This window comes from Crocosphaera chwakensis CCY0110 (assembly GCF_000169335.1).
GTDB classification, from domain to species: Bacteria; Cyanobacteriota; Cyanobacteriia; order Cyanobacteriales; family Microcystaceae; genus Crocosphaera; species Crocosphaera chwakensis.
Window position 1 is genome coordinate 1 of sequence record NZ_AAXW01000060.1, and the last position, 25,969, is coordinate 25,969.

Below are 25,969 nucleotides of genomic sequence, written 5' to 3' on the forward strand. Positions count from 1 at the left end.
CTTTTTCTTGTTCTTCTAACTGTTCTAAGCGAGTTTGTTGTTGACGAATCTGCAACTGTAGCTGATTATTTTTCTTAAATATTTCTTGTTCAATTTTTTGTTTTTTCTCTTGTATATCTTGAGAAAGCTGAAATTGATGAGATAAAGTTTCTTCTTGTTTTTGTAGTAGTAGTAATTCTTCATATTTTTCAATAATTTCTTGTTCTTGATTAATTAATTTCTCTGACTCATGAATTTTACGAACTAATTGAGACTTTTCTTGGTCTAATTGTTTTCTTTCTTTATCTAAGTTTTGCTGTTTATTTTGATGCCATGTAAATTGTTCTAACCAAGCTTGACGATGACTATCTTTTTGTTTAATTATTTGTAATTTATCTCTATCTAACTGCTGTAATTTTTGTGATTTTTCAATTTCTCGATTAATAGTTTCTTGTTGTTGATTAATATCTCTTTTTTCTTCTATTTGTTGAGTAATTCTATCTAAATTTACTTTAAGTTGTTTTGCTTTTATTTCATGCTCTTTAGCTAAAACTTTTGCCTTTTCGGATAATTGTTGGTATTGATTTAATTTTAATAATTCAGCTAAGACTTGTTTTCTATCAGTAGCTCCTTTTAACATAAATTCATCAGCCCTTCCTTGACGTAAATAGGCTGAATTAATAAAAGTCTCGTGATCTAATTTCAATGTAGCGACGATAATATCTTGAGTATCTCTAACCCGTTTTGCGCTTAAAGAAATAAATTTATTTTTACTCTTAACTTGAAAATCTAGAGTAGCACTTTTACCCCGTTGACGACTGCGAATCACTCGATAACTTTGTTCATAGGAAATAAACTCAAAATCCACCCTAACATAGTTAGCCGTCGTATGAATTATATCTTCATCTGAAGCTGTTCGACTTTTACCCCAAATTGCCCAAGTTATTGCTTCTAATAAGGATGATTTTCCGGCACCATTTGCCCCACAAATACAAGCAGTATGTAATCCCCGAAAATCAAGGACAGTTTCTCTATAACTTAAAAAGTTTTTCAGGGTAAGTTGCAAAGGAATCATATTAACAAATCAAGCAAAAAAGTGATGGGTGCAAAGATATTGTTATTTAGTGTAACGATAAAAGTTTGAGAGCTTCTAGAGGATGTCTGCAAACTGTTACAATTATTTATAATTTAAAACAATAGAAAATTATATCAAAAGTTGGCGCAGGTATCATTTCACCTCGAAAGTCTAATAATTGAACAATAACTAAATAAGCAATTGCTAGAAAGATAGAAATAGCCCCAGTGATAATAGCGACAATTTTACCTTGATTCATCTTTAATCTCTCTCTAGTAAAACAATGTAATTATCTATTATAGTCTCTAGATTCAAATGATGTATTATAAAAGCAATCAAAAAAATTCTCTTAACAAGGAAACAAAATAAAATGTCTGAACTTAGTATGATCAAAGGTAGTTGTTTATGTGGTGCGGTCAATCTTTCAACTCCTAGTATTAATCATCATTTAGCAGCCTGTCATTGTAATATGTGTCGTAAATGGGGTGGTGCAGCTTTGTTAGGGGTTGAATGTGACGATGGTATTAGTTTTGAAGGGGAAGAGAATATTCAGGTATATCAATCTTCGCAATGGGCAGAACGGGGTTTTTGCAAAAAATGTGGTAGTAATCTATTCTATAGATTGAAAGAAAATAATCACTACTATGTACCAGTAGGAATTTTTGATAATGCTGAAAATATCGTTTTCGATTTAGAGGTTTTTATCGAAGAAAAGCCAAATTATTACTCTTTTGCTAATGAAACTAAGAAAATGACAGGAGAAGAATTATTTTCTATGTTTTCGTCTTCATCAGAATAGAAAATAACGATTAATTTAACCAGTAATGATAAAATAACATAACTGTTAGTGATTGAGTTAAACAATGACTGATACCATATTTAGTAAAATTATTCAGCGAGAAATTCCGGCCAATATCGTCTACGAAGATGATTTATGCTTAGCTTTTACTGATATTAACCCTCAAGCGCCTACTCATATTTTAGTCATTCCTAAAAAACCGATTGCTAAACTAGAAGAAGCACAAGAAGATGATCACAGACTCTTAGGACATCTTTTAATGAAAGTAAAACAAGTTGCTCAAGAAGCCGGGTTAACTAACGGTTATCGTGTCGTTATTAATAACGGAGATGATGGAGGCCAAACCGTCGATCATCTTCATTTACATATTTTAGGAGGTCGTTCGCTAACTTGGCCACCGGGTTAAAAAATAGGGGCTTAATAATACGATTAAGCCCCCACATTGATTTTGTTATTAATTGGTGAATCGTTTAATAAAACGCATCTAAATCAATGGCTTTTGACCCCCCTTCTTTTAACTGTTTTAATACGCTTTCTAGTTGAATCCAAACTAAAGCACCGATAAAGATAGTCATGGGTAAAGAAATGGCATAGGACAGCCAGCGATCAAAGAGAAAAATCTCTAAACCTCCGGATAAAAACACACAAATGCCAACACAAATACCAAGAAAAGGTAACTGTAAACCTGAATCTTTTAACATCTGATCGGCTGGTTTTTTCAACATGACCTTAACTTGAGATTTTAGGGTAGCTTCAAAGGCTAAACCACAGGTAAGACCGATGAATAGGCCGGCAATAATTAGGAAATAAGGAGGCTGAGGAAAATAGTACATAAAAGGCAAGAATTTAATAATGACAGGTTAGTTGACATTGGTTGTGTTGGGAAGAATGGCTGCAACTCCTGCGGTAGAAAATTGCTGAAATGCCTTGATAGCAACACCAAATAATTGTTGAGGTTGGAGATCGTCACTAATTAAAGCCCAAATTCTTTGAACTTCTTCAGTGTGTAAGCGATCATCTTCAGTCAACGCTAACAATAATTGATGACGCAAATATCTTCCTTCATCAGACAACAAATATTGTAATCCTAATTGTGCCGTTGGTAATAGATCAAATTGTTCATCGGAACGGGCAATACGGATCATATTTTCTAACCGTTGCCATTGAAATTTACCATCTTTAAACAATACTTCTAACAGTCTTCTTCTCAGTTGGGGAGACTCTCCGGTTAATAACCGTCTGGCAACATAAGGATATCCCACTTCTACAATTTTGAAGTCAGGATCAAGACTTAGGGCTAACCCTTCTTGGGTAATTAATGAGCGAATAATTAACGCAAATTTTGCCGGAACTCGGAAAGGATATTCGTACATCAATTCCGAAAAATCATCGGTGATGGTTTTAAAGTTAAAGTTCCCGACACTCTGCCCCATTGCATTGCCTAAAACTCGTTCTAAGGCAGGAATAATGGGACGAATATCTGTATCAGGGGTTAAGAAACCTAACTGCACAAAGTCCCTTGCTAACGCATTATAATCTTCATTGATTAACTGCACCACTGAACTAGCAATGGTTTCTTTAGTTTCTTCTTCTAACTGATCCATCATGCCAAAATCAATAAACGCCATGCGTCCATCAAGGGTGGCAAAGAGGTTGCCTGGATGGGGATCAGCGTGGAAAAATCCATGTTCTAGTAGTTGTCTTAATCCAGATGTTACCCCGATTTTAACAATCGCATAGGGATCAAGTCCGGCTGCTCTAATTTTATCGGTATCGGTTAATTTATAACCCTGTATCCACTCTAACGTTAAGACGCGATCGCTACTATAAGACCAATAAATAACCGGTACTTTTACGTCATCATCGTCTCTAAAGTTGGCTGCAAATTTTTCGGCGTTTCTTCCTTCGTTAACGTAGTCAATTTCTTCAAATAATTTCACCCCAAACTCATCGATAATCAGGGTCAAATCATGACCTAAGTTAAGAGGTAAAAAGCGACCAAACTGACAAGCAGCCCAACGCATTAAGAAGAGATCACGGGTTAAGATGGGTCTGAGGTTAGGCCGTTGTACTTTAACGGCAACTTCTTCGCCGGTATGCAACACCGCTCGGTAAACTTGTCCTAAACTAGCTGCTGCAACGGGGTTGGGTGAAATCTCTCGATAGGCTTCATTGATGGTGGTTCCCAGAGATTTCTCTATAATGGAAAACGCGATTTTGTTATCGAAGGGTGGGAGTTGATCCTGTAACTTGATCAATTCATCAAGGAAGTCGGGACGGATCAAGTCAGGACGGGTTGATAAGGCTTGGCCGACTTTAATAAACGTCGGTCCTAAACGGGTAAGAATTTGTCTTAATTCCGTTGCACATTTCTGTTTATTATCTTTATCGGGATTAAACCACTGATCCCATTGGAGATGGATTAAAAACCAGCCAAAAGACCAGATAATGGTAATAGCTCGTTGAATCACTTCCCAAGGATGTCGGCGGTAAAAACGGGCGATCGCAGCAGCATCATAGCGTTTTTGCTGTTGGATATTAGAACTGGGTTCATATGATTCTATGGTTTGCCAAGTCACAAGTTGTTACTAATGCCTCTGAATTCAAAATGAATGGTAAAAATAAGGATCTTAAAAATTGATATACAAAAGTATAAATATCTTAACTCTTTATTATCCTTGATTTTCCTTTTTTTCGCAATATTTCTTAATCAATGACCGAATGTAGCTCTTGGGGTGCCAATTGGGAGTGAACTACTTTACCATCCTTAAACCAAATAACTCGCTGAGAATGTCGAGCTACCTCTGCCTCGTGGGTAACCACCACCACGGTGATACCTGCTTCATGGAGGCTTTCAAATATGTTTAATACTTCTTCTGTGGTTTGGGAGTCGAGGGCGCCTGTAGGTTCATCGGCCAACAGCAGAACTGGCTGGTTAACAATAGAGCGAGCAATAGCCACCCGTTGTTGCTGTCCCCCTGAGAGTTGATTGGGCTTATTATTGACTCTATTACCTAAACCCACTTTTTCTAAAGCTTCCAGAGCGCGATTTCGTCGTTCTGTGGGGAATACCTCTCCATAGATCATAGGTAAAATGACGTTTTCTAAGGCCGTCATTTGAGGTAATAAATGGAATTGTTGAAAAACAAAGCCAATTTTTCCATTACGAACAGTCGCTAATTGAGAATCAGTCAATCCAGACACATCCACATTATCTAAATAATATCGTCCCGAAGAGGGGCGATCAAGACAACCTAGGATATTCATCAAGGTTGATTTTCCTGACCCAGATGCCCCCATAATGGTGCAATATTCTCCTTTTTCGATGGTTAAATTAATATTATCTAAAGCTTTTACCTTTGTATTGCCACTGCCATAGGTTTTTGTAATTTCTTCTAGGCGAATAATAATCGGATGATAGTCATGGGAAGGACTAGCTTGAGATGATTGTTTTGTTAAAGAAAGACTTTCAGCCGTCATAATTAATCTAAATTTTTTAAATCATTTAATTATAACAGTTCACATCAGAGTTTAAAATTAAATGAGATGTTATTATGATCTTAATTCAATGATATTATGGCTAAGTTTTATGCTAGTTTAACCCCTGAACTAATTAAATTTATTGAAGAACAGAAGATATTTTTTACTGCCACCGCACCAAGGGAAGGTCGAATTAATTTATCTCCCAAAGGAATTGATACCTTTCGCTGTTTAGATCAGCAGACGGTAGGCTATTTAGACTTAACAGGAAGTGGAAATGAAACCTCCGCTCATTTAGAAGAAAATGGACGCATGACTATTATGTTTTGTAGCTTTTCTGAGAAACCCTTAATTTTACGGTTATATGGTCAAGGAAAAGTTGTGCGTCCCAGAGATGAGCAATGGAATCAACTTTATCAAAATTTTTCTACTTATGAAGGAGAAAGACAAATTATTATTTTAACCCTAACTTCTGCTCAAACCTCTTGTGGTTTTGGGGTTCCTATTTATGAATATCAAGAAACCAGAGACACTTTAATTGAATGGGCTAAGAAAAAAGGAGAAACAGGAATTTATCATTATTGGCAACAAAAGAATCAAGAAAGTATTGATGGTCTGCCTACGAAACTATTGGAAGAATAAAATATTTTTGGTTTTTACTATGGAAAGAATACTCTTTTGTTTTTAATCCATTCTTGTGAAGCTAGCGGTTCCATTATTGGTGGTTCTTGGTCAGGTAAATAATAACCAGGCTGAGTCAATCGTAGTTCTTCATAATAAAATTTAAAATCACTTACACTCTCACGTATTTTATCAATAGGAAGAGACTTCTGTAATCCCTTGCGCCATCTTTTCTTATCTACTGTACCAAGAATTAGATAGTTATTACCAATAATTTCTGGAGCATCTTGGCGAAACCACTCTGTTAGTAAATGTTCAATTTCGTGCTTGTGACCAATCAACAAATCGCAATCCAAACAATAACGACAAGTATAGTTTAGAGCAACCAAAGTCTTTGGATCAACATGAATTAATAGGGGTTTTTTCCGTTGTCTCGTTTTTTTCTCGCAGAAAGGACAACGAGAAATCCTTTGGTCAGGATAAGGATTAAGCATAAAACCGAATTGGGGAGGTAAACTACCAAACTGTGATATTTTATCTTTTGCCATGTAAATTATCCTTTTAATACTAAATAATACTTATTGCTAATTTGAATTGAAATTAATCTTGAGATAGTTTCTTTTCCAAAGTGTCAAAGGTAGAAAAGCTATATTTACTAAGGATATCTTTTAGTTTAGCTATATAATTGGACTTCATTTCGTCAGGAAGATTGTTAGCAAAACGATAGATATATTCATCAACCTCTTCTGATTCAAAATATTCATCTTCTGTGTGATAGTTTTCAACGTACAAATAACCCTCTTCAAATAATTCTTCAACATCTTCCATTATTTTTATCAGCTTCTCTCCTATTTCTTCTGGTAGTTTATCCCATAAGCCTCTAATTTTTTCTAAGTGTTTTAATAATTCTCGTTCAAACTTATTAGGATCATACAAGGTAATTTCATCAGCCAGTAATTTGTCGATCTCTATTGAAACGTCTTGGAATATTACTTTAGCCTGATTTTGACTAGCAAATTGACTATTAATGCTATCAAAAAAACTCTGAGGAGCAAACTTGAAAATTAACTCAATGAGTTCCTCTTTTGTTCGCCTATTTAAGTAATAGATAACTTTCTTATTAGGCTTTGAATTAGACATGATTAATAGAAAAACTTATTTAATTTCTCAAAATTCCCTTAAAAGGATTACGCGCTTTGGCTTCTAATCTTTGACCTCTCACCCACCAATAACCACATAATCCTAAGATAATTAACCAAAATAAGCAAATGAATGGTAACTCTATAGAAAGGGTATCCCATAAACCCCAGGAAACCAATATAAACACCAGAGGAAACCAACAAAACCACGGAAAGGCTAAAACTGATAAGTAGCGTATCACCCCTAATCTTTCTCTCGTTCCTCTGTACCATATTCCTAAACCATAGCCAAAAGCGACAGCGACAGCGACAACGATAGTGATAGCGACAGCTCCAGCGACAGCTCCAGCGAAAGCGACAGCTCCAGCGACAGCGATAGCTCCAGCGAAAGCTCCAGCTCCAGCGACAGCTCCAGCGACAGCGAAAGCTCCAGCTCCAGCGACAGCTCCAGCGACAGCTCCAGCGAAAGCGACAGCTCCAGCGACAGCTCCAGCGAAAGCGAAAGCGAAAGCGACAACTGGAAAGTAAGAGTCTCTTAACGAGGAATATAAAACCGTTATTCCTTCCCAAACCAGTCCTTTGCTCCAAAATCGAGTTAATTCTTTGGGAACTGTGACAATACCAAAAAACCCTAAACTAATTAACAAAGGAGGATTAAGCGTCTCTTTTGTTGAACGAACCTCTATCCGTAGAACCATTAAAAACGTCACAATAATCAGAAATATTATGATGCTGAAAGCCAAAATCAGCATTGAAGAAATAGAGAAACTTGTGTTACCCAAAATCTTATTCCATAAAGCTATGATTTGAGCTATAGCTCCGATGGAAAGCAAAACAGCAACCATTAAAATTCCCCAATAATGTCCACTCTTAAAAAATTGATAGTCAATTTCCTCATAAAGATTGCGCCAATCATCAATAGTTAAACGTCGGGGAGATTCAATCAAGCGACGCAATAAATCCAATGGCAACGGATGGGGTAAATTAAACAAAAATCTTGACCATTTTTCATTATTATTACCTTCATTCATCCCCCGTTCAATGATTTCGCAGATTTCTTGGCTCATTTTCTGTTCAATATCTTCCGTCAACACCGACTGTTCTAACAGTGCTATGGCATTATCACTTATACTCTCTGGTAACCTAACCCCTTGAAACCCGGCAAACGCACAGACAGGAATCATCAAGCGAGGATCAATTTCAGGTCGTTCAATGTAATCGAGAGTAAGATCAAGAGTACGAGGATTTATATAGAAATTAGGAAAAGTTGGAGGAGGTTCGATGTTAGTCGGGGTAAAAGGATCGATATAATCGCTATTAGTATTATTCTCAAGCTGTTTGACTAATATATAAGCAATTCGTCCTGTAATAATAGAGAGATTAGAAGAAGCAGAAGACTGAAAAGGATGCCAAATCCCAGGTAAATAGTCTTTTTCTCTCTGTTTTTCTATGATGAAATTTTTAAGTTCCTGAGAAAAATCTTCTTCTCTAAAAGCATCTTCAACCTCTGGAAATTGTAGTAAAGAACCTAAATACCACGCTGTTAAATCCCTTAAATTAATTTCCCATAAAAATGGAACCAAAGCTATCGCTGCTTCTGGTGTGCCAATATTTTTTATATCTTCCAATATTTGTTTCTTGAGGTCTTCTAAGCGTTGTTTTGTTAAGCGGTAAATATATAAATTTTTTGGGTCTAACTTGGTTAAGGTAGGAATAGCTAAATTTCCCAGTTTGGCTAAAGACTTCCGAACCGTTGATTGTATTTCTGATCGATTAACATAGCTGATAGCGTAATATTCACCCAATATTTCTGCTGCTTCGGATTTATTAGTTTGAGCTAAAGCTATTGCTGCTGCTTTTCCCTTCCTTAAATTACTAGAATCAGCATTCATTAAAGTTTCTCTTAAGAATTGAAATACCCCTTTCCCTCTTTCACTAGAACTCGCCGCCACAAAACCAAACGCACTTAGCGTTCGGTCATTATTCTCATGTCCAAACTTATCTTTAAAAGAATTAACAATCTGTTCAGCTAATTCTTTTTCCACAAAATTTGTATCCCCTAAACATTCAAACGCCATCAACGGATCTCGGACAGAAATACTTCTAATTAAATTCGTACTATTATTAGCTAACCCGCACCATAATTTCACGATTTCTCCCCAGTCATCTGGTGCATTTTCCCAATAACTAACTAACTTATTTGACTGATCACTAAGTGCTGCAGCTACAAAATACTCCTGTAATGTCTGATGAGCAAATTGATACCTTTGACCTCCATCAAGACGTAATAATAAACCACTACGTTTAATAATTTCATCAATAATCTTATCAACATCATCAGAAGCCAAGTTTAAATCAGGTAGAATTTTTTTGACTTCTTCTCTAATCTCTATATCAGAAAGAATACGGCGATTTTCTTGAAAAGGTTGAGATGTTTGAGGTAAATTATTTCTCCTTGTTCTCGTTTGAACATATAAAGCTAACTGTTGAAGCACTCGTTTTTTCTTCTCCCCCGTATAACTATTTTTTACCCCTTTTGCTTCATCTCTTGCTTCAGATAAAATATCTATGGTTTTTCTATAAAATTCTGCCCGTGAGTAAGGTAAACTCATCTTAGTATCTGTGTAAAGATAAGCAATAATAGTTAATAGTAAAGGATTTTTAGCTAAAGTTTTAATTTGAGGTCTATCATCTAGAGTCTTTAGTAATTCCTCGACAGATTTTCCCACTGGCATTTCTGTTTTCCATGATCTCAAAAAACGCCGAATTTGCTGGTCATTAAAATCACTAATTTCTAAAGTTTTGTTTACTATATCATAAAATTCGTTTTTATAAACGGCTGTTCGGCAAGTAATAATAAATGGACATTTCTCGTAAGTATCTAAAAAATCTTTTATTCCCTTAACAACTTCCCCTCGACTACTATCAATTACTTCATCTAAGCCGTCAAATAGTAATAATAAATAACCTGCTTTCAAACTTTGATGAACAAAATTATTAGCATTAGGAAAATCATTTTTAGAAAAAAGATTAACTAATTGATTTTCTAAAGCTTTAACCGTTAAATCAGATAAACTAAGTGTATTTAATTCTAGTAAAACAGGAATAAAAGGAGTAGAAAATCGGCGACTTAATCCTTGTTCTGCATAAGATAACGTTAAATACTTTAATAAAACAGACTTTCCTGATCCTGGACTTCCTGTTACCATTAATTTAGAATAATCTTTTAACGCTTTTTCTGCTTCAATTAAAGACTCATTAGATTGCTCTTTACTTTCCTTAACTCTTAACGGAACATAAACATCTCGCATTTCTAAAGGGCGATTCTGACGAAAAGAAATAGCTAATTTTTCATATTTTTCAATTAAAGCTTTTTGATATTTTTTAACTGCTAAACTTCTCAAGAACGGTGTACCCGCAAATTTTTTATAAAACCAAGCTAAAATTTTTCCTACTGGATTATTTTTCTTAATCCAATCTTGAAAAAGAGTTAAAATAAGTAACATTAAGGCAGCTAACCACCCCAACCATCCTTGAGGTAATTTACTGAAAGGATTTTGGTTTTGCTTTTCTTTAGTTAGCTTATTATGTTCTGTTTCATAAATTTCTGCAATTTCAAGTTTAGTTAATCCAACCGAATTAGAAGCATACTCTTCAACCACTAAATTTGTCTTCTTTTCAACATCATTCTCAACATGATTTTCAGCAATATCTTTGATTTCTTTAATCACTAATTCTTGAGGACTTAAACTGGGTTGAGTATTCGTATTTTGAGTTAAGATCGGATTAATTGACCCTAAAAAAATAGAACTAATTAGTGCTATAATAAAAAGTAAAACCAGTTTTTTCTGTTTTAAGTAACTAAAATTTTTCATAACATCTTCATAAAAATAACTAATTTATTTGCCAAAGAAACAAATAAGAAATTAGGTCAATAAATAGCTAACTAATACTTCTTTTTAATTTAGATGGGTTTACCCTGAAAAAATATAATTATTTATCTAATTCTTTTACTTCAAGCTCAACTAGACAAAGCAAACTATTTTTAAGGGAGTGGGAATTTTATCCTCAATGTTACTCAATCTTGAACTTGGGTAAAAAATGTTATATTTAGTGTATACTAATTTCTTTTTTTCCAACTTTTACCCCTAACAATCCTTCCTAATTCTCATCTTTTAAACGTTAATGAAAACGATGAAGTTGACAAAATTCCTACGTTTACTCACAAATTATACCATCACACTTGTTCTCAGTGTGATTCTTTGTTTTAGTAGTTTTCCTGTCCAATCATCCCAAGCTGAACCTATCGGGGAACTAGCCCAAACCCCAATCAATATAACCCCTGATAGTTTTGTGGCTGAAGCCGTGACCAGAACCGGACCGGCGGTAGTTCGTATTGATACAGAAACGGTAGTCAGTCGACAAATTGATCCGTTTTTTGATGATCCTTTTTTCCAAGACTTTTTTGGCCAACAATTTCGTCCACCCCAACAACAACGAATTACCGGCCAGGGTTCTGGGTTTATTATTGATAACACTGGTATTATTTTGACCAATGCCCACGTGGTCAACAGTGCTGATAAAGTTACTGTTACTCTCAAAGATGGACGGACGTTTAACGGACAAGTTAAAGGAACCGACGAAATAACCGATTTAGCCGTCGTGGCTATTAGTCCCCAAGGACAAACCTTACCCGTTGCCCCTTTAGGAGACTCTACTAATCTAAAAGTAGGAGATTGGGCGATCGCAGTAGGTAACCCTGTAGGCTTAGATAACACGGTGACATTGGGGATTATTAGTACCATTGGTCGTTCAGCAGCGAAAGCTGGTATTCCCGATAAACGCCTCGATTTTATTCAAACCGATGCGGCCATTAACCCTGGTAACTCTGGCGGTCCTTTATTAAACAGTAAAGGGGAAGTGATTGGCATTAATACTGCTATTCGGGCCGATGCAATGGGTATTGGTTTCGCTATCCCTATCAATAAAGCTAAAACCCTGGAAAAAATCCTCGCCTCAGGGCAAAAGGTTCCTCATCCTTATATTGGGGTACAAATGATTAATATTACCCCCGAAATCGCTAGGGAGAATAACCGTAACCCCAATTCTCCGATGATGGTTGCTGAAGTAGAGGGCATTTTGGTGGTGCAAGTCGTCGCCAATAGTCCAGCCGAAAGAGCAAGAATACGCCGTGGAGATGTGATCGTGGGTGTTAACGGTCAAACAGTAAAGGATGGAACCGATTTACAAAAAATTGTCGAAACAGTAGGCATCAATTCCACCCTAAAAGTCAAATTGTATCGAGGCGATCGCTTATTGGAGTTAACCGTTAAAACAGAACAAATGCAAGGAGTATCTTAGGCTTTTACCTTATTTTCATTGTCTAGGGGTCAGCAACCGTTGACCCCTATAATTTTTAGATTTTAGGAGATTGCAACATCGTTATTTTTAAAACCCACCCAGGAATTTTTATATCTGGAATGAGAGAGGAATACTGTTTTAAAGCAGGAACCGCAGAGGGTAAAATAAAGCGAAGAGAACGGACAGAAACGGGACGGTTATCCTTTTCATCGACAATATTATACCGTTGTGCTAATTCAGCAATAATATGAACTTTTCCTGTTAGTTTCATGGTATTTTCTTGGGCAGCTAACGCAGCAATCACTCTCCCTGTAAATAAGGGAGTTTCCCAGTTATAATAACCATCAAATGTAGCATTATCTGACTTATTGTTATCTTTAATATTTATCTGTTTAGAAAACTCAAACATTTGTTCGGTTCCTACAATTCCTGGCCATACAGAAAGGGAGGTAATATTATTCGGTTTTAATTCCACTGCCATGTCTGCAGCCAAGCGATCGCACGCTGCTTTTCCCACTCCATAAGCAGCCCCAAAAATATAAGATAAACCTCCCCAAGAAGAAATGGTACAAATCAGTCCTTGTTGACGCTGACTCATCAAACGGGCTGCAAAAATACTAGCAACATAATGACTACGAAGCCCAACATTATTAATAGAATCCCACAAACTAGGGTCATGTTTCCAGAAGGGATCACCATAAGCATTGCTAATGGCTTTAACTCCTGAAAAAACATTATTAACTAAGAGATCAAGTTGTCCATTTTGTTCGGTTTTAATACGTTCAAATAATAATCTCACTTGTTCATCATCGCTATGATCGACTTGAACCGGAATACAGTTTCCTCCTGCGTCATTGACTGCTTTTTGGGTGTCTAATAAAGTTCCCGAAACGTTCTCGCTTTCGTCATTACTAAGAGTTCGTCCCGTAATATAAACTGTTGCCCCGGCTTCTCCTAAACCGATGGCAATCCCCTTACCAATCCCTCTGGTTGCGCCTGTCACTAAGGCAACTTTTCCCTTTAAATCTGTCATTTTGATAATCCTTATATTTTGTATCAATAAATATTATCCATTTTAAAACTTTTATAAAGAAAACGATAAAATAAAAGTAGAGTATCTGAGGTATTAACCATGATTCTACTCTACTTATTGGCTTGGTTTCCCATGATAGTCATTGCTATTGTTAACGCTACTGTTAGGGAAACAACTTATAGTAAGTTTGTAACAGAATTACAAGCCCATCAAATTTCTACATTAACCGCAGTTATTGTATTTGCTGCTTATATTTGGGGGTTAACTTCTTTATTTCCTTTAACATCCTCTTTTCAAGCCCTTATCATAGGATGTCTCTGGTTAGTGTTAACGATGATATTTGAGTTTTCTTTTGGTCATTATTTCGCGCAACAGTCTTGGACAAAACTATTACAAGATTATAATTTATTAGCAGGACGAGTGTGGATTTTTGTCCCTATTTGTATTGCTGTTTTCCCTTGGCTATTCTATACACTCCATTAAGCTTTTCTCTAATAATTATAATTGTGGGGATCAACATCCGTTGACCCCTACAGATTCCTATTAACCGATTAATCCAATTGCCAACGACTCGCAATGGGCATTCTCCAACCAGTACCAAATGCGCGATCGCTTACTTTTAACCCTGGGGGAGCTTGTTTTCGTTTAAATTCGGCACGAGTAACCAATTTTACCACCTTGCAAATTATATCATGATCAAAGCCGTCTGCTTCGATTTCTTTGATGGATTGATGACGATGAATTAATCTATCTAAAATAGCGTCTAAAATGTCATAAGAGGGTAACGAGTCTTCATCCACTTGATCGGGTTTTAATTCGGCACTAGGGGGTTTGATTATAACATTATGGGGGATAACCTCTTGATGTCGATTTAACCACTTACAAAGGCTAAAAACGCGGGTTTTAGGCACATCCGAAATAACGGCTAAGCCCCCGTTCATATCTCCATATAAAGTACAGTAACCAACTGCCATTTCTGATTTATTGCCGGTTGATAATAGTAAATGTCCGAATTTATTAGCCACAGCCATTAATAAGTTACCACGGATTCTTGATTGTAAATTTTCTTCGGCAACACCAAATTCTGTCCCTTGAAATAAGGGTTCTAACAGTGAATCATAGGCTTTCATTACATCTCCTATGGCTAAAGTATTACTATTAATTTCTAAGTTATTAACTAAGGCTTCTGCATCACGAATAGAATGAGTTGAACTATAGGGAGAAGGCATTAATATGCCTAGCACATTTTCCTTACCTAATGCTTCAACAGCAATGGCAGCAACTAAAGATGAATCAATACCCCCACTTAATCCTAAAACAGCTTTAGAAAAGCCACATTTATGAGCGTAATCTTTTAATCCCAGTACCAAAGCTAACCAAATTTCTTCTTCTTTTGTTTCTATAGAATCAGCAATATAACTTACTTTTAAATCTTGACTATTTTCTTCATATTCAATAATTTCTATAGCTGTTTGAAACCCTTTTGCCCGTAAAGCAATTTCACCTTTTCTATTCACAGCAAAACTATTTCCATCAAAAATTAAATCGTCATTTCCTCCTACTTGATTAGTGTAGATAATAGGAATATTGTGACGTTTTGCAGTATGTTTTAGCATCGCTTCTCTTATTTTTTGCTTTCCAATACTATAAGGAGAAGCCGATAAATTGACCACTAAATTAACTCCATTGTTAACTAAATCTTGAATAGGGTTGGTTTGATAGTTTCGTTTGCCCCAAAATTCTTCATCATTCCATAAATCTTCACACACTGTAACCCCAATTTTAATAGATTTAATACTAGAAATACGAGAAGACAATTGAAAAAAATTACTTTCTTTTCCTGGTTCAAAATATCTATCTTCATCAAAGACATCATAAGTCGGTAACAGTCGTTTATTAAAAATTTGTTTGATGGCTTGATTTTCAATTAAAATGATACTATTAAATAATGGTTTTTCTCCCTCACGATAAGCATGAGGATTTTCGGTTACTGTTCCTACTAAAACAGCTAAATTATTTGGTAACTTGTTAGCTAATTCTTGTAACTGTGTCCATGTATTTTTAACAAAACTGGCATTTAAAAGTAAATCTTTGGGAGGATAGCCACATAAAGATAGTTCCGGAGTTAATAATAGTTGTGCATTTTTTTCTACGGCTATTTGGGCTGCTTTATAAATATTTTGTGCGTTGTTTTCGATATCACCAATAATAGGATTGAGTTGGGCGATCGCAATTTTCATAATCGTAAAAAGTCTTGAGAATTAAATAAAAACAAAAGGTTTATCTTTCAAGGGAGCAAATGCTTCAGAATCAAAGCGATATAACGTTGCTGGTCTTCCTGCGCCTCTAGATACTTTTTTCTCAGTATCTATTAGAAATCCCAATTTAAGTAAACGGGTTCTAAAATTAGAATAATCAGCAAAATTTTCTCCCAAAACGGTAGTATAAAACTGATATAAATCATTTAAAGTAAACAGTTCTGGTAATACATCAAAAGCAACTGGACTGTATTCTAATTTGCTTTTTAATCGTTGATAACCATAATCTAAAATAACATTATGATCAAAAGCCAGTGAAGGAGTTTTTTCTATCATATACCAAGTAGTTTGATGATGGTTAGTAATTAATTTTGCTTCTTCAAAACGTACTAAAGCAAAATAACTCACCGATAAATAACGAACGCCATAACTATCAGGGGATTCTCTGGGATCTCGATTAGGTCCCCCGAAGGTATATAATTGTTCTAAATATAAATTATTAGCCTCTATTTTTTCTGATAAAATGCGATAAGCTGCTGCTTCTAAAGATTCACCCTTTCTTACTAAAGTTCCTGGTAAACCCCATTGGTTAATATAAGGATCTTCTGTTCGTTTAACCAATAAAACCAAGAGTCGATTTTTTTGAGAATCAATAGAAAAAATTACATTATCAACTCCTACTTTAAAGTCTTCTAAAATTAATTGATTGTTATTAGGATTCATGCGTATAATTTTTCTTGGTGAATGTAATCTTGAACAGGCTGAATTAATACATTTTCATTACCATGTTTGCGGTAAGCGGTAGAAGAAACTTGAGGAGCATTCAGGTCAGCAATTTCATACTTTCCTCCTATTTCTTCTAAAGCGTGTAAGTCAGATTTGTTAATAGTATAACCAGGACGAGGAATAATTAAGATCGAGACCTCTGCTAATAATTCATCAATGTGATACCATTGGCGAATTTGTTTGACTAAATCGGAACCAATGACTAAATAATACTCTGCATTTTCTCCCCAAATTTTCTTAGCTTTTGCCACACTAATTAAACTGCGACGATGACTTAAATTTTTAGAAAGATAAATGTTATGACGAGGGGGATCAATATTGTCAATTAATAATTTCAACATGGCGATACGATGATCTAAAGAGGTTTGATGATCTTTATAAGGATTATCAGAAGCCCAAATTCCCACCCAATCAAAATGAGTTGATAACCAACGAATAATAGATTGATGTCCCGCTGTCGGTGGATCAGCACTGGTTCCAAATAGAGCAATTTTTGTCATAGTATTTTGTCCTAAAATTAATGAATTAAAGATTGACGTAACTGTTCTAACGGTTGAGAAACATTCACTTTAACTGCCGTTGGTTTAGTTATATTATGAGTCTCTTCAGGTAAACTTTTCACTGAAGTTTGAACCCGTTGAGCAATGGTTTCTAACGATTCATTTTCTTTGATCGTTTTACCTTCTTTCATTACTAACTTTAATAAGGCGGTTTCTCCTGATTCGATAGCTTCATTTGCTAAGGCTAAGCGATCGCTTTTTATAATTCCGTTATCATAGCGACGAAATATCTGTTTTCGCCCTGGATAAGTCATTTTGTGGCTAGATTCTTTCATGGTAGGAATGTTATCAATTTCTACTAATTTATAGACTCCATTAACTGGTTTTCCCGTCACTAAACGGGTTCCCACACCATAACCATCAATACTAGCGTTTTCTTTTCGCAACCGTTGCAACTCCCATTCATCAATGTCCCCACTGGCAACAATTTTCACATGGGGAAGTAGCGATCGCACTTTTTTGGACAAGTCCCCTAAATCTCCAGAGTCCAAACGAACCCCTTTAACCTCCGCTTCCCCTGCTTCTATTTTTTTGGCTAACCGTTCGGCTGCTGCTAAGGTATCGTAAGTATCGATTAACAAAGTTGCGGATGGAAAGTAACGATTAAAGGCCGTAAATGCTTCATCTTCACTCCCTGATAAAGCGGTAAAGGCCATCACTAACGCGTGGGCCATGGTTCCACGGGGTTGCTGATTCAATTCTTTGGCTGCCAACACATTAGAGGTGGCATCAAACCCTGCTGCTAAGGCTGCCCTCGCTGCCCACATTGCCCCTTGAGGACTAAAAGCACGCCTTGTGCCGAATTCTAACAAAATAGGGTTTTCCCCTGCCATATCGCGCATTCTTGCTGCTCTGGTGGCGATTAAAGTTTGATAGTTAATGGTGTTTAACAAGTAGGTTTCAACGATTTGTGCCTGCCATAATGGGGCCTCAACTCGTAAGAAAGGTTCATTGGCAAAGATAGGGGTTCCTTCGGGAACTGCCCACACATCCCCTGCAAAGCCTTGGTTTTCTAACAATGACCAAAATTGGGGGCTTACATGGTCAAAAATTCCTGTATTTTTCAGATAATCTATCTGTTCAGAGCTAAAACGCAAGTTTTCTAGGTAGTTTAATCCCTGGGTAAGTCCCATCGCGATTAGATAACCAAAATTATCGGGTAAACTTCGCACAAATAGTTCAAAACTGGCTCTTTTTTCGGCGATTCCTTCCCCTGCGTAACAAGCAGACATGGTCAACTGATACAAGTCTGTCAGCAAACTACTGTCTTGAGGTGATGGAGTTAAACTAGGATTGAGAGTTAACATATATCATAGGTGTTTCTTCATTTTTTTAATTATAGTAACTTTTACCAAAACTGTCATCTATTTTGCCCCTCCGTTCAAAAAGTTACTTGTTGGAGTTGCAAGGGAACACGCGAGGAAGAGGAGTAGGGGAAATTATTTTAATACAGTTATTACAATTTCCTTGCTATGATTCAACAGGAACATAGATGCTCAAGAAAACTATTAAATGCACAAAATACCCGTTACTGTGATTACAGGCTTTTTAGGCGCAGGAAAAACCACATTAGTTCGTCATCTTTTACAAACTAATGAAAATCGACGTATTGCTGTATTAGTCAATGAATTTGGAGAAGTTGGCATTGACGGAGAATTACTAAAAGATTGCCAAATTTGTGAAGACGATAATAATCCTAATGACAATATTATAGAACTAAATAATGGTTGTCTTTGTTGCACCGTTCAAGAAGAATTTTATCCCACCATGCAGCAACTTCTAGAACGACGAGACTCCCTAGATTGTATGTTAATAGAAACTTCTGGTTTAGCCCTACCAAAACCTTTAGTGCAAGCCTTTCGTTGGCCAGACATTCGTAACAGTGCTACCGTTGATGGTGTGGTAACAGTCGTTGATTGTCAAGCCTTAGCTTCCGGCACTTTAGTAGGAGATTTAGACGCATTAGAGGCACAAAGACAAGCCGATCCTAACCTTGAACACGAAACTCCTATTGAAGAATTATTTGAGGATCAATTAGCTTGTGCAGACTTAGTCTTACTAACTAAAACCGACTTAGTTGAAGAGACAGAATTAAAAAAAATTAAAACCTGGTTATCCCAAGAATTACGCTCCGGTGTTAAAATTGTTACTTGTCATCAAGGTGAAATTAATCCTGATATTTTACTGGGATTTAATGCAGCCGTAGAAGACAATTTGGAAACCCGTCCCTCTCATCACGATCATGAAGAAGAACATGATCATGATGATGATATTAACTCCGTACAAATTACCCTTGAACAAGCTTATGAACCCAAAATGTTAGTCAAAACCTTAACAAAATTAGTGCAGGATAACGAGATTTATCGCATTAAAGGCTTTGTCCATGTTCCTAATAAACCCATGCGATTAGTGTTACAAGGAGTGGGCGATCGCTTCGATTCTTTTTATGATCGCTTCTGGCATGAAGATGAAACCAAACAAACCCGTTTAGTTTTCATTGGAAGAGCATTAAATCAAGAAAGTATTAAAGAATCAATTAATAGTTCGAGATAAGAAAAGAGAGGAGTCGTTCAAGATAATAAATCTTCAAAATGAAAGAAATTAAATCTATTTTAGCAGCATGGGAACGACATCAATATGAGAAACAAGAAACATTTTTAGCGACTGTTGTTAAAGTACAAGGTTCAACTTATCGTCAACCCGGTGCGCGGATGTTAATAACAGCATCAAGAGAAATGATCGGTAGTATTAGTGGAGGTTGTCTAGAAAAAGATATCTTAGAACATACTCGCGTTTCTATGCAAGAAAATAACTTTTTTCTTGTTACTTATGACACCACAGCAGATGAAGAGATTATCTGGGGGTTTGGACTCGGTTGTAATGGTGTGGTTACCGTATTAATTGAAAGGTTAAATCAAGAGAATTTTCTAAACCCTTTAAAATTAATTGATTATTGTTTCAAAACAAAAAAAACTGGGATAATTGCTACAGTTATTAATGTAGAAGGAAATATTAATAGTAAAGTTGGGGAACGTTTAACTATTACATTAGATGATCAAGTTAATACTAATCTTGAAAATAAGAAATTAAAAAGAGCATTATTGAAAACCGCTCAAACTTGTTTACAAAATCAACAGTCTAGTTTCTATTCTTATCAACTTTCACAAGGTAAAATTGATGTTTTTCTAGAGTTTATTAAACCTCCTCCAAATTTGATGATTTTTGGTGCAGGTCGTGACGTTATTCCAGTAGTAGATTTAGCTAAAATTTTAGGTTGGAAAATTACTATTATTGATTGTCGTGCTAATCAAGAAACAAAAAAGAGGTTTATCGTAGCGGATGAAATTATATTGACTCGTCGAGACATTTTACATCAACAAATATCCATTGATAACGATACAGTAGCTATTGTTATGACTCATAATTATCTGGATGACTTAGAAATTCTTAAATTACTTATTCCTTCTAATATAAAATATTTAGGCTGTTTAGGATCAAAACAACGCCAAGAAAAATTATTACAAGACCTACAAAATCAAGGATTAAATTATTCTCCAGAGATATTAAACAAATTATACGCACCTATGGGTTTAGATATTGGTGCAGAAACACCAGAAGCGATCGCTTTATCGATTATTACAGAAATTCAAGCAGTCTTAACCAAGCGTCAAGGCGGGTTTTTAAAGCAACGTCGTCATTCTATTCATTTCCGTCATCAAGTCAGAGAGATCATCCTTTAAAGTAGATTATTTTTAGCTCTTAAATTGCCGATTTAATCAACGTAGCTAACTTTACAAACTTTAGTAATTCAACTAGGATTATTTAATTTTTTTTTATAATAGAAATAAAGGAATTCCCTGAAAATACTTAACTTCAGGAGAGAATAATGATGAAAAAAGTTCAACTTAGTCACACAGGAGTAGAAGTCAGTTGTTTATGTCTAGGAACCTTGCGCTTTGGTACTAGAAAGACTTACGAAGAATCGGCAAAAGTCATGGATATGTACATCGAAGCAGGGGGTAATTTTATCGATACGGCCAACGCTTACGATCAATGGTGCGAGCAAGGTAAAGGGGGAGAAAGTGAAATTACTATCGGACGTTGGCTACGAGAAAGAGGAAATCGTCAAGATATTTTCCTAGCCACTAAAGTTGGTTTCGGGTATCAAAATGTTCCCGACGGTTTAGCTGCTTCAACGATCATTTCTGAATGTGAAAGTAGTCTCAGACGTTTAGGGGTGGATCACATTGATTTATATTACGCTCATCATGATGATCCTCATACTCCCCTAGAGGAAACGTTAAAGGCTTTTGAAAAGCTGGTTCAAGATGGCAAAATTCGCTTTTATGGTGCCAGTAATTATCTACCCTGGCGTTTAGCTGATGCAGATGCTATCTGTCAACGTCATGGATGGGCCGGATATGGTTGCGTTGAGCAAAGGTTTAGTTACTTACGACCCCGATCTGGTGGAGATTTTGGTCCTCAATGTCTCATCGATGAACATTTAATGAGCTACTGTGATGCACGGGGGAAAACCATGTTAGCTTATACTCCCCTACTTCGTGGAGCTTATGTTCGCAGCGATCGCGCCATTCCTTCGCCTTATCTTGGTCAAGACACCGATGAACGACTTAAAGCGTTACGAGAAGTGTCTCAAGAGCTAGGAAGTACCCCGAATCAAGTGGTTTTAGCCTGGATGTTGCACCGTCAACCTCCTTTAATTCCTGTTTTTTCTGCCGGAACCCCTGAACATATGAGGGAAAATTTAGGGGCCCTTGATGTTCACTTGTCTCCTGAACAAATGGAGAAACTTGATCAAGCAGGTCATTGTCCCAATGATGAACCAGTTTAATTGCTTTCGATCATACTTTCTAACTCTACCAGGGGAATTAACCATACAACATCATAGGGAAGTAAGTTAATACAGAGTTGTTGTTCTTTTGTGGTTAATCCCCGTCTATTGACTAAATCGTACCATTGAGTTTGTTTTAGACCGAGATCATAAAGATCAATATTGATGGTTTCTACTTGATTACTAATATTAGTAATCGCTAGAATATGCTCGTTTTGATCGGGTGAAATCCGAAAAATTGAAAACACTTTTTGAGAAATTTCTAGAATTTTTTGTTCACCATTCGGATGAAAGGCGACTTGTCTACTACGAATTTCTAATAAATGTCCCAGTTGTTCGACAATTTTGGAAAGTTTTGAATCTTTTTTAAGTAAATTTGTTTTTAAGTCTTCTTCGAGCAAAGTTTTTCGATTAATGTCTCGCTTCGATTTCGTTTTGATCACAGTTTCTAAATCGTTACGAGTTCCTATTAAACCATGAAAATAAATGGCTGGAATACCTCTTAAGGCTAACGCTAGACTACGAGATGCAATAAACCGTTTAACTTGTAATTCGATAGATTCTGCCCCATTATCAAAGTTAATGGCACTAAACCAAGTAGAATTAATTTCGTAGGGTTCTTGTTTTCCTGCTTCTCCAGTTTTATAGGAAATTAAAGCCCCATGTTCTCTGGCTGTTTCAATAATAAAATTGATTTGTGAAGAGGTGAGAATGTTTTTAACTCCCATTAAACCAATACCATCGTGCGTATCCAACATATTTAAAAAATTGGTCATTTTGGTAGGATATTCTAAAGATTTAGCCCATCGAGAAATGGCTGTACTATCTTCTTTATAAAAGGTATAAAGCACTAAAGGAGGTAAAGCGAAATTATAGATAATTTGTGCTTCATCAGAACCATTGCCAAAGTAAGATATATTTTCTTTATGGGGTGCGTTGGTTTCGGTTACTAGAACAACTTTAGGATCAACAATATCTAAAATATCTCTTAATAGTTTAATAACTTCGTGAGTTTGTTCTAAATGAACGCTATTCGTCCCTGGTTCATCCCATAAATAAGTAACTGCATCTAAGCGAATTAAAGAAGCACCTCGTCTGACATAAAGGAGGAAAGTATCAATGATAAAAAGCAATACTTTCGGGTTACGATAATTGAGATCAATTTGATCTGGCGAGAAGGTTGTCCAAACCCAAATTTTACCGTCTATTGATTGATATTCTGAAAGAATATCGGAGGTTCGTGGACGAACTAAGATTTGTCTTTGTTTAGGTGTTAATTCATCAGGTGAATGATAAATGGTTGCAAAATTTTTATAGTCAGGATTACCATTTAACACCTCTTGAAATAGATGACTTTGGGAAGAAACATGATTAAATACACCATCAAACATGAGGCGAAATGATTTTCCTATGGCTTGAATATCTTTCCAAGCTCCTAATTTTGGATCAACGCTTCTATAGTCAGTAATTGAAAAACCGCGATCCGATGAATAAGGGAAAAAAGGTAAAATATGTAAGATACTAAAAACATCATAGAGTTTTACATATTCTTTGAGAAATTCTTGTAACGTTTCTAACGGTGTCAGAGGTTTACTAATTAATAAATCTGCATAGGTAATTAAAATAATATCTTTGTGACTAAAACCATCACTTAGTTTAAATTCTTTGTCAGCTTCAATCATTGCTGGTGGTTTATAAGCATAGTGAACTTTTAATAGTCTTTCTAACTCTTCAATACAATTTTTTGCCTCATCTTCTCCATAAAGCAAAGATAAACGAGATAATAATTTTTCTCGAATATCTGGCGTAATTTTTAATAAAGGTTGAGTATAGTCGGGTTGGGAATAATAGGGTATTTTTTTGTTTGGTAATGAAGTCATAAAATTCTTGCTTGTGAAGCTTGGATTGACAATTTAATCTGAGTCCTTTCTTAAGATTAAATAACCACGGTAAACTAATTCATCGTAAAAATGATCAGTTAATTGACGACATTCACCCCAACTTTGACGGCGTAGCGATTCATTTGCAAATTTCGTACCTTGCCAATATTGAGGACTTTTATAGGTTTCTTGATAACATTTAATGTCGAAATTATTCATAGCATAATCCTCTCTCATAAAGAAAGCTGACAGCTTAAAATGATTTGGAGATAACTCAGAACTTGTAATTTTATCCTTTATGCTTTTATTATGACTCAAGGTTATTAATTATCGTTTAAAATCTGACTTAAATAAAATAATTTTTAACGAAACTTTTGCTTGATCATCTCTCACCAAACAATAATGAATCAAAAAGTGAATATTGCTGTGATTATTTTAGCAGCCGGATCTTCGAGTCGAATGGGTTTCCCGAAACAACTGTTACCCTATCAAGGATCGACTTTACTGAATAATACTATCGAAATAGCGATCGCATCAGTTTGTAAACCCATTATCGTCGTTTTAGGAGCCAATGAGGATAAAATAAGCTGTAATATTGATCAATCTTGTGTTTCGGTCATTAAAAACAAAAATTGGTCTTTCGGGATGGGTTCGTCTATTAGTCTGGGAATTAAGTCTCTTTTGAATTATCCCAAAACCATAAAAGCTGCTGTCATTTGTGTTTGTGATCAACCTTTTCTCACAACAGAAATAATCAATAATCTTGTCTTTTCTTATCAGACGACTGAAAAACCGATTATTGTTTGCACCTATGCAGAAACTTTTGGGGTTCCCGTTCTATTTGATTCTGAATTTTTTTTAGAATTAGTTAGTTTAAAGGGTAAAGGAGGAGCCAAGAAATTAATCAAACAACACAAAAAAGATGTCTTTTTTATTCCTTTCCCTCAAGGTATTATTGATATTGATACCCCAGAAGATTATCAACAGTTAACTTGAGTTAGGAGCTTAATATTAAACTCAAATTACTCAAATTTCCAATCTTTAATATTCCAAGTATTGCGATCCCAAGGGGTTAACTCAAATCCTTGTAAACGGTTACTAATAGCAGTAACATCGGCGCGATGAACTAAGGGAATAATCACCACATCATTAACAACAATATCATTCATTTTAATAAAAAGTTCTTGTCTTTTTTTTGGATCTAATTCTGTGGTTACAGCTTGCCATACTTTGTCATATTCAGGATTACAATAACGGGTGTAATTATTCCCTACCCAATTATTAGCTTTTTGGGGAATTTCATCACATTTATAACCTTCCATATAATTAGTTGGATCTGGGCTATAATTTCCTGTAGTAAACATCTGTAAATCAGCATAAAAATGCTCAACAGTATCATTATTAGCCGGATCACCAGAAAAGAAAATACTAGCATCAATACTCTTTAATTCTACTCCTACCCCAATAGATTCTAATCCTTGTTTAACGATCTCTTGGGTTTTTTGCCTTAGAGGATTTACCGATGTTTGAAACACCACTTGCATTTCTACCCCATTTTTATCCCTTGTACCATTATTATTGGTGTCTTTCCATCCAGCTTCATCTAATAATTGTTGTGCTTTTTCTAAGTTAAACGAATAGGAAGTATTGGGAGAGTTATATTCTTCAGGTAAGAGCAAAATATTAGCAGCCGGTTGACCTGTAATACCATATAATTGCTGACTGATGGTATTACGATCAATGGCTAAACTAAAGGCTTCTCTAACCATTTTATCACTCAAAAAAGGATGGGGATTATTAATATTTGCTCGTTCTCCTTCTGCTGTTTCTTTATTAGGATCAGAAAAATTCAATAATATACGTTCACTTAATGTCCCTAAAATAGAAACAAGTTTTCCTTGTCCTCCTGTTTCTAATTGTTGTAGAATAGGAGCCTCTACTTGTAGGTTAAAAGCATAATCTGCGTCTCCTGTTTGTAAGACGGCTCTAGCTGCGGAAGTTGCGTCTCCTCCTCCTTTTAATTCAATGCGTTCAAAGCCTAATTGATCAACATTTCTAAAGTGTTGATTTTGTTCATAAATAACCACATCTCCAGGTTTAAATTCAACGACTTTATAAGGTCCGGTTCCGATGGGTAATAAATAGC

General features: G+C 35.7%; 25 protein-coding genes. 9 read left to right on the forward strand and 16 right to left on the reverse strand.

Annotated elements, in window-relative coordinates; all coding sequences use genetic code 11:
* A partial coding sequence (locus CY0110_RS22825) for an AAA family ATPase (RefSeq protein ID WP_008277947.1) occupies window positions 1-1,054 on the reverse strand: 1,054 nt, incomplete at its 3' end.
* 106 nt (window positions 1,055-1,160) lie between these two features.
* Entirely contained in the window at window positions 1,161-1,313 is a 153-nt protein-coding gene (locus CY0110_RS30530; protein WP_008277948.1) for a hypothetical protein, read from the reverse strand.
* A gap of 111 nt (window positions 1,314-1,424) precedes the next feature.
* On the opposite strand from CY0110_RS30530, the gene CY0110_RS22830 reads away from it, so the two are divergent.
* Window positions 1,425-1,853, forward strand: a complete 429-nt coding sequence (locus CY0110_RS22830; protein WP_008277949.1) for a GFA family protein — start codon at window positions 1,425-1,427, stop codon at window positions 1,851-1,853.
* A gap of 64 nt (window positions 1,854-1,917) precedes the next feature.
* The gene (locus CY0110_RS22835; RefSeq protein WP_008277950.1) at window positions 1,918-2,259 is read left to right on the forward strand and encodes a histidine triad nucleotide-binding protein; all 342 of its coding nucleotides are present in this window, start codon (window positions 1,918-1,920) and stop codon (window positions 2,257-2,259) included.
* 64 nt (window positions 2,260-2,323) lie between these two features.
* Here the strand turns inward: CY0110_RS22835 and CY0110_RS22840 are convergent, their stop codons facing one another.
* The 3 genes from CY0110_RS22840 to CY0110_RS22850 all read right to left on the reverse strand — a co-directional run bounded on the left by CY0110_RS22840 (window position 2,324) and on the right by CY0110_RS22850 (window position 5,333).
* Window positions 2,324-2,686, reverse strand: a complete 363-nt coding sequence (locus CY0110_RS22840; protein WP_008277951.1) for a hypothetical protein — start codon at window positions 2,684-2,686, stop codon at window positions 2,324-2,326.
* A gap of 27 nt (window positions 2,687-2,713) precedes the next feature.
* On the reverse strand, window positions 2,714-4,432 hold the full coding sequence (locus tag CY0110_RS22845; RefSeq protein ID WP_008277952.1) for an ABC1 kinase family protein: 1,719 nt from the start codon (window positions 4,430-4,432) through the stop codon (window positions 2,714-2,716).
* 127 nt (window positions 4,433-4,559) lie between these two features.
* Complete coding sequence (locus tag CY0110_RS22850) at window positions 4,560-5,333, reverse strand: ABC transporter ATP-binding protein (RefSeq protein WP_008277953.1); 774 nt, start codon at window positions 5,331-5,333, stop codon at window positions 4,560-4,562.
* A gap of 96 nt (window positions 5,334-5,429) precedes the next feature.
* On the opposite strand from CY0110_RS22850, the gene CY0110_RS22855 reads away from it, so the two are divergent.
* The gene (locus CY0110_RS22855; protein WP_008277954.1) at window positions 5,430-5,975 is read left to right on the forward strand and encodes a pyridoxamine 5'-phosphate oxidase family protein; all 546 of its coding nucleotides are present in this window, start codon (window positions 5,430-5,432) and stop codon (window positions 5,973-5,975) included.
* A 17-nt stretch (window positions 5,976-5,992) separates the two neighbouring features.
* Here CY0110_RS22855 and CY0110_RS22860 read toward each other — a convergent pair whose 3' ends face one another.
* The 3 genes from CY0110_RS22860 to CY0110_RS29465 are packed head-to-tail and all read right to left on the reverse strand — an operon-like array spanning window position 5,993 to window position 10,968.
* The gene (locus CY0110_RS22860) at window positions 5,993-6,502 is read right to left on the reverse strand and encodes a hypothetical protein (protein WP_008277955.1); all 510 of its coding nucleotides are present in this window, start codon (window positions 6,500-6,502) and stop codon (window positions 5,993-5,995) included.
* A 52-nt stretch (window positions 6,503-6,554) separates the two neighbouring features.
* Complete coding sequence (locus tag CY0110_RS22865; protein WP_008277956.1) at window positions 6,555-7,094, reverse strand: hypothetical protein; 540 nt, start codon at window positions 7,092-7,094, stop codon at window positions 6,555-6,557.
* Window positions 7,095-7,113: 19 nt separating this feature from the next.
* A complete protein-coding gene (locus tag CY0110_RS29465; protein ID WP_008277957.1) occupies window positions 7,114-10,968 on the reverse strand; it encodes an NACHT domain-containing protein in 3,855 nt (1,284 codons plus the stop codon).
* A gap of 319 nt (window positions 10,969-11,287) precedes the next feature.
* Between CY0110_RS29465 and CY0110_RS22875 the strand changes: the two genes are divergently transcribed.
* Complete coding sequence (locus tag CY0110_RS22875; protein ID WP_008277958.1) at window positions 11,288-12,454, forward strand: HhoA/HhoB/HtrA family serine endopeptidase; 1,167 nt, start codon at window positions 11,288-11,290, stop codon at window positions 12,452-12,454.
* A 55-nt stretch (window positions 12,455-12,509) separates the two neighbouring features.
* Here CY0110_RS22875 and CY0110_RS22880 read toward each other — a convergent pair whose 3' ends face one another.
* Window positions 12,510-13,487, reverse strand: a complete 978-nt coding sequence (locus tag CY0110_RS22880; RefSeq protein WP_008277959.1) for an SDR family NAD(P)-dependent oxidoreductase — start codon at window positions 13,485-13,487, stop codon at window positions 12,510-12,512.
* Between the two features lie 99 nt (window positions 13,488-13,586).
* On the opposite strand from CY0110_RS22880, the gene CY0110_RS22885 reads away from it, so the two are divergent.
* Window positions 13,587-13,970, forward strand: coding sequence for a hypothetical protein (locus CY0110_RS22885; protein WP_008277960.1), 384 nt, complete (start codon window positions 13,587-13,589; stop codon window positions 13,968-13,970).
* A gap of 68 nt (window positions 13,971-14,038) precedes the next feature.
* Here CY0110_RS22885 and CY0110_RS22890 read toward each other — a convergent pair whose 3' ends face one another.
* Genes CY0110_RS22890 through CY0110_RS22905 form a run of 4 tightly spaced genes read right to left on the reverse strand, consistent with a single transcriptional unit; the run spans window position 14,039 to window position 18,398 of the window.
* Complete coding sequence (locus tag CY0110_RS22890) at window positions 14,039-15,727, reverse strand: NAD+ synthase (RefSeq protein ID WP_008277961.1); 1,689 nt, start codon at window positions 15,725-15,727, stop codon at window positions 14,039-14,041.
* A 21-nt stretch (window positions 15,728-15,748) separates the two neighbouring features.
* Window positions 15,749-16,468, reverse strand: coding sequence for an NUDIX hydrolase (locus tag CY0110_RS22895; RefSeq protein ID WP_008277962.1), 720 nt, complete (start codon window positions 16,466-16,468; stop codon window positions 15,749-15,751).
* Window positions 16,465-17,031 carry a nicotinate-nucleotide adenylyltransferase gene (locus tag CY0110_RS22900; RefSeq protein ID WP_008277963.1) on the reverse strand — a complete coding sequence of 189 codons (567 nt, stop codon included), beginning with the start codon at window positions 17,029-17,031 and terminating at the stop codon, window positions 16,465-16,467. Before CY0110_RS22900 ends, CY0110_RS22895 begins: the two co-directional genes overlap by 4 nt.
* 17 nt (window positions 17,032-17,048) lie before the next feature.
* Complete coding sequence (locus tag CY0110_RS22905) at window positions 17,049-18,398, reverse strand: nicotinate phosphoribosyltransferase (protein ID WP_008277964.1); 1,350 nt, start codon at window positions 18,396-18,398, stop codon at window positions 17,049-17,051.
* A 205-nt stretch (window positions 18,399-18,603) separates the two neighbouring features.
* On the opposite strand from CY0110_RS22905, the gene cobW reads away from it, so the two are divergent.
* The 3 genes from cobW (at window position 18,604) to CY0110_RS22920 (ending at window position 21,943) form a co-directional block, all read left to right on the forward strand.
* Window positions 18,604-19,644 (forward strand): cobalamin biosynthesis protein CobW, encoded by a 1,041-nt coding sequence (cobW, locus tag CY0110_RS22910; RefSeq protein WP_008277965.1) that lies wholly within the window; start codon window positions 18,604-18,606, stop codon window positions 19,642-19,644.
* 38 nt (window positions 19,645-19,682) lie between these two features.
* Window positions 19,683-20,831, forward strand: a complete 1,149-nt coding sequence (locus CY0110_RS22915) for an XdhC family protein (protein ID WP_008277966.1) — start codon at window positions 19,683-19,685, stop codon at window positions 20,829-20,831.
* 146 nt (window positions 20,832-20,977) lie between these two features.
* On the forward strand, window positions 20,978-21,943 hold the full coding sequence (locus tag CY0110_RS22920) for an aldo/keto reductase (protein ID WP_008277967.1): 966 nt from the start codon (window positions 20,978-20,980) through the stop codon (window positions 21,941-21,943).
* On the opposite strand, the gene CY0110_RS22925 is transcribed toward CY0110_RS22920, so the two are convergent.
* Together CY0110_RS22925 and CY0110_RS22930 are read right to left on the reverse strand one after the other, a co-directional pair.
* Window positions 21,940-23,823, reverse strand: coding sequence for a sugar phosphorylase (locus CY0110_RS22925; RefSeq protein ID WP_008277968.1), 1,884 nt, complete (start codon window positions 23,821-23,823; stop codon window positions 21,940-21,942). The two genes, CY0110_RS22920 and CY0110_RS22925, sit on opposite strands and share 4 nt — an antisense overlap.
* 33 nt (window positions 23,824-23,856) lie before the next feature.
* Window positions 23,857-24,042 (reverse strand): hypothetical protein, encoded by a 186-nt coding sequence (locus tag CY0110_RS22930; RefSeq protein ID WP_008277969.1) that lies wholly within the window; start codon window positions 24,040-24,042, stop codon window positions 23,857-23,859.
* A 183-nt stretch (window positions 24,043-24,225) separates the two neighbouring features.
* Between CY0110_RS22930 and CY0110_RS22935 the strand changes: the two genes are divergently transcribed.
* On the forward strand, window positions 24,226-24,819 hold the full coding sequence (locus CY0110_RS22935) for a nucleotidyltransferase family protein (RefSeq protein WP_008277970.1): 594 nt from the start codon (window positions 24,226-24,228) through the stop codon (window positions 24,817-24,819).
* A gap of 26 nt (window positions 24,820-24,845) precedes the next feature.
* Here the strand turns inward: CY0110_RS22935 and CY0110_RS22940 are convergent.
* A partial coding sequence (locus CY0110_RS22940) for a peptide ABC transporter substrate-binding protein (RefSeq protein ID WP_008277971.1) occupies window positions 24,846-25,969 on the reverse strand: 1,124 nt, incomplete at its 5' end.